Genomic DNA, 5,181 nt, shown 5'->3' on the forward strand with positions numbered 1-5,181 from the left:
TCGTCGAAGGTATCAACAACACCATCAAGGTCATCAAGCGTCGAGCTTACGGGTACCGCGACGAGGAATACTTCTTCCTCAAGATCCGCGCCGCGTTCCCCGGTAATCCTCGATGAACCTTTTTTATTGCCCGCAGGCTGACTGCCGGCGCATCACGATGCGCCGCGGTGCGCCCAAAGAAAAGGCCGCTCCGAAGAGCGGCCTTCTTGTGTGCCGGATCGACGCGCGCCGCAAACCTGCGCTACGCGGGATAGAACACGTCGTGATAGCGAACGTCACCCGACGGCCGCGGCGCCGGGTCGTCGAGCGACAGCGCAAGGAAATACTCGGGCGGCACGCCAGGGAACACGATGTCGCCGGACGGCGCAAAGCCGAAACGTGTGTAGTACGCGGGTTCCCCGAGCAGGACACAGCCGCGCGCGCCGAGCCGGCGCAACGCGTCAAGCCCCGTGCGCACCAGCCCCGCGCCGATGCTCTGCCGCTGGCAGTCGGGCAGCACCGCGAGCGGCGCCAGCCCGTACCAGCCCTGGCTGCCGGACGGCTCGCCGCCGATCGACACCGGCGAGAACGCAACGTGCCCGATCACGCGGCCGTCGCGTTCCGCGACGAGCGATACGCTCAACGTACCGTCGGCACGCAGCGTGTCGACGATCCGCCGTTCGAACTGCCCGCCTTCCGGCTCGCCCGCGAACGCGGCGACGATCACGCGGCCGATCGCGTCGACATCGCCGGCGCGCTCGTCGCGCAGCGTGACGACCTCGACCGGCGCGTTCGGATCGAACATCATCGGGATCAACCGATCCAGCGGCGCGCGTTGCGGAACACACGCATCCACGGGCTCGCTTCACCCCAGCTTTCCGGGTGCCAGCTCATCGCGACCGTGCGGTGCACGCGCTCCATGTGCGGCATCAGCACCGAGAAGCGGCCGTCGGCCGTCGTGACCGACGTGATGCCGGCCGGCGAGCCGTTCGGGTTGAACGGATAACGCTCGGTCGCTTCGCCGCGGTGGTCGACGAAACGCATCGCGACCGCGACACGATCGATGTCACCCTGCTGCGAGAAGTCTGCGTAGCCTTCGCCGTGCGCGACCGCGACCGGAATCCGCGAGCCTTCCATCCCGGCGAAGAAGATCGACGGCGATTTCTCGACTTCGACGAACGAGAAACGCGCCTCGAACTGCTCGGACTTGTTGCGCGTGAACTTCGGCCAGGCTTCCGCACCCGGGATCATCGACGAGATGCTCGACAGCATCTGGCAGCCGTTGCAGATGCCGAGCGCGAACGTGTCGGGACGCGCGAAGAACGCCGAGAACATGTCGGCGAGATTCGCGTTGAAGCGGATCGTCTTCGCCCAGCCTTCGCCCGCACCGAGCACGTCGCCGTACGAGAAGCCGCCGCATGCAACCGCACCCGCGAAATCGGCAAGATTCGCGCGGCCGGCGAGCAGGTCGCTCATGTGCACGTCGTGTGCATCGAAGCCCGCGCGGTCGAACGCGTAGGCCGTTTCCAGATGCGAGTTCACGCCCTGCTCGCGCAGGATCGCGACGCGCGGGCGTGCGCCCGTCGCGATGAACGGCGCGGCGATGTCGTCGGCCGGATCGAAGCTCAGCACCGGCGAGAGGCCCGGATCGGCTGCGTCGAGCAGCGCGTCGTATTCGGCATCCGCGCATGCGGGGTTGTCGCGCAGGCGCGCGATGCGCCAGCTCACTTCGCTCCACGCACGATGGAGTTCGGTGCGCGGTGCGTCGAAGATCTTCTTCGCGTCGCGGTACACCTCGATCACGTCGCGGTCGTTGACCGAGCCGATCACGTGCGAGCACGCCGACAGGCCGAACTCGCGCAGCGCGCCGAGCACCGCATCACGGTCGGTCGCACGCACCTGCACGACGGCGCCCAGTTCCTCGGAGAACAGCGCGCGCAGCGTGCGATCTTCGCGACGGCCGCTCGTCTGCTTCGCCCAGTCCTTCGCGTCGCCGTAGTCGGATTCGTGGTTCGGGTCGAGCGTCAGCATGTCGACGTTCAGCGACACGCCCGCGTGGCCCGCGAACGCCATTTCGCACACCGTCGCCCACAGGCCGCCGTCCGAGCGGTCGTGGTAGGCGAGCAGCTTGTCCTGCACATTGAGCGACTGGATCGCGTTGAAGAAACGCTTCAGGTCTTCCGCATCATCGACGTCCGGCGTCGTGTCGCCGACCTGCTGCGTGACCTGCGCGAAGATGCTGCCGCCCATCCGGTTCTTGCCGCGGCCGAGATCGATCGCGATCAGCACGCTGTCGCCTGCGTCGGCAACAAGGCGCAGTTGCGGCGTCAGGTGGCGACGCACGTCCTCGACCGGCGCGAACGCGGAGATGATCAGCGACACCGGCGACACCACTTCCTTCGCGACGCCCTGCTCGTCCCACTTCGTCTTCATCGACAGCGAATCCTTGCCGACCGGGATGCCGATCCCGAGTGCCGGGCACAGCTCCATGCCGATCGCCTTGACCGTGTCGAACAGCGCAGCGTCCTCGCCGGCCGTGCCGCACGCGGCCATCCAGTTCGCCGACAGCTTCAGCTTGTCGAGCGACGCGATCGGCGCGCTCGCGATGTTCGTGATCGCCTCGCCGACCGACATGCGGCCCGACGCCGGCGCGTCGATCACCGCGAGCGGCGTGCGCTCGGCCATCGTCATCGCCTCGCCCTTGAAGCCCGCGTAGTCGAGCGCGGTGACCGCGCAGTCGGCCACGGGCACCTGCCACGGGCCGACCATCTGGTCGCGCACCGACGTGCCGCCGACCGAACGGTCGCCGATCGTGATCAGGAACGACTTGCTGCCGACCGTCGGGTGCTTCAGCACGTCGACCGCGACTTCCGACAGCGCGATGCCCGTCACGTCGACCGGCGTGCGCTCGGTCGTCACGCGCGCGACGTCGCGATGCATGCGCGGCGGCTTGCCGAGCAGCACTTCCATCGGCATGTCGACCGGGTATTCGTCGGCGCCCGTCGCTTCGTCGTCGACGAGCTTCAGCTGGCGTTCGTCGGTCGCGACACCGACCACCGCGAACGGGCAGCGCTCACGTACGCAGATCGCCTCGAAGCGCGGCAGGTCGGCCGGCGCGATCGCCAGCACGTAGCGCTCTTGCGCCTCGTTCGACCAGATTTCGCGCGGCGACAGGCCCGATTCCTCGAGCGCGACCTTGCGCAGCTCGAAGCGCGCGCCCTTGCCCGCACCGTCGACGATCTCGGGGAACGCGTTCGACAGGCCGCCCGCGCCGACGTCGTGAATGCTCAGGATCGGGTTTTCCGCGCCGAGCTGCCAGCAGCCGTTGATCACTTCCTGCGCGCGACGCTCGATTTCAGGGTTGCCGCGCTGCACCGAGTCGAAGTCGAGTTCGGCCGTGTTCGCGCCGGTCGCCATCGAGCTCGCGGCGCCGCCGCCCATCCCGATCCGCATGCCGGGGCCGCCGATCTGGATCAGCAGCGAGCCTGCCGGCACGTCGTGCTTGTGCGTATGTTGATCCGCGATGTTGCCGAGGCCGCCCGCGATCATGATCGGCTTGTGATAGCCGTGCACTTTCCCGCCGACGTTCTGCTCGTACACACGGAAATAGCCGCCGAGGTTCGGACGGCCGAATTCGTTGTTGAACGCGGCGCCGCCGAGCGGGCCGTCGATCATGATCTGCAGCGGCGATGCGATGCGGTCCGGGCGGCCGTACGGGCCGTGCGCGTCGTTCGGGTTGCGCTCGCCGACCGGCTGCGCTGCGTCACGTGCGTTTTCCCACGACTGGCGGGCGTCCGGCAGGTCGAGGTTCGACACGGTGAAGCCCGTCAGGCCGGCCTTCGGACGCGCGCCGCGGCCCGTCGCGCCTTCGTCGCGGATCTCGCCGCCCGCGCCGGTCGCCGCCCCCGGGAACGGCGAGATCGCCGTCGGGTGGTTGTGCGTCTCGACCTTCATCAGCGTGTGCGTGAGCTCGGTATGGCGGCCGTAACGCTCGCCCGGCTCGCCGGCCGCACCCGCGTTGCGCGGGAACCAGCGCTCGGCTTCTGCGCCGACCATGATCGACGAGTTGTCCGAATACGCGACGATCGTGCCCTGCGGGTTCAGCTTTTCGGTGTTGCGGATCATCGCGAACAGCGACATGTCCTGCGCTTCGCCGTCGATCGTCCACTGCGCGTTGAAGATCTTGTGGCGGCAGTGCTCGCTGTTCGCCTGCGCGAACATCATCAGCTCGACGTCGGTCGGGTTGCGTTCGAGCTTGCGGAACGCGTCGACCAGGTAATCGATCTCGTCATCGGCGAGCGCGAGGCCCAGCTCGACGTTCGCGCGCTCGAGTGCGCCGCGGCCGACACCCAGCACATCGACGCTCGCGAGCGGCTTGGCCGGCAGCTCGTCGAACAGGTGCTTCGCGTCGTCGCGCGCCGCGACCACGCTTTCGGTCATCCGGTCATGCAGCGCGGCCACGACGGCCGCGCGCGCGTCGTCCGACAGTGCCTTCTTGCCGCCGAGCAGGCCCGACTTCAGCGTGACCGTGAATTCGACGCCGCGCTCGATGCGGCGCACGTGCGTGAGGCCGCAGTGCTGTGCGATATCGGTCGCCTTGCTCGCCCACGGCGAGACCGTGCCGAAGCGCGGCAGCACGACGAAGGTCTCGGCCGTGCCCTTCTCGGCGGCCGGCTCGAACGGCGCGCCGTAGTGCATCAGCGCGTCGATGCGCGCGCTGTCGTCGGCCGACAGCGGCTCGGCCGCATTGACGAAGTGCAGGAACTGCCCGCGCACCGCGACGATGTTGGCGTCGATTTGCCTGAGCGTGTCGAGCAGACGGGTTTGACGGAAATCGGAGAGGGCCGAAGCGCCGGGAAAACACGAGAAGTGAGCCATGGGCTGGACTGACGTCGATGAGTCGCGCGAGATGGCGACGTGGGGCGAAAGGAAGGCCGTAATTATACCCGGAAGTCGGTCGCCCAAGACCGGCCGATCGGCAGCCCGCATGCACCGCGACGGTGCCGCGATGCGCATCGCGCACGAGCCACTCTCCGGGCCGCCTCGTGCGGGCGCGGGCGCGGCGGGTGGCGGGTGGCGGGTGGCGGGTGGCGGGTGGCGGGTGGCGGGCGTGGTTCGGTGGTTCGGTGGTTCGGTGGTTCGGTGGTTCGGTGGTTCGGTGGTTCGGTGGTTCGGTGGTTCGGTGGTTCGGTGGTTCGGTGG

General features: G+C 68.4%; 3 protein-coding genes. 1 reads left to right on the forward strand and 2 read right to left on the reverse strand.

The window, feature by feature from the left end:
• Positions 1 to 116 (forward strand): transposase (locus tag HAV18_RS39495; protein WP_166965231.1); only part of this gene is annotated, 116 nt, incomplete at its 5' end.
• 125 nt (positions 117 to 241) lie between these two features.
• On the opposite strand, the gene HAV18_RS39500 is transcribed toward HAV18_RS39495, so the two are convergent.
• A complete protein-coding gene (locus tag HAV18_RS39500; RefSeq protein WP_166966426.1) occupies positions 242 to 787 on the reverse strand; it encodes a GNAT family N-acetyltransferase in 546 nt (181 codons plus the stop codon).
• Between the two features lie 5 nt (positions 788 to 792).
• The gene (gene purL / locus HAV18_RS39505; RefSeq protein WP_166966429.1) at positions 793 to 4,857 is read right to left on the reverse strand and encodes a phosphoribosylformylglycinamidine synthase; all 4,065 of its coding nucleotides are present in this window, start codon (positions 4,855 to 4,857) and stop codon (positions 793 to 795) included.
• Positions 4,858 to 5,181 lie beyond the last annotated feature (324 nt).

The organism is Burkholderia sp. D-99, from assembly GCF_011605345.1.
GTDB lineage: Bacteria > Pseudomonadota > Gammaproteobacteria > Burkholderiales > Burkholderiaceae > Burkholderia.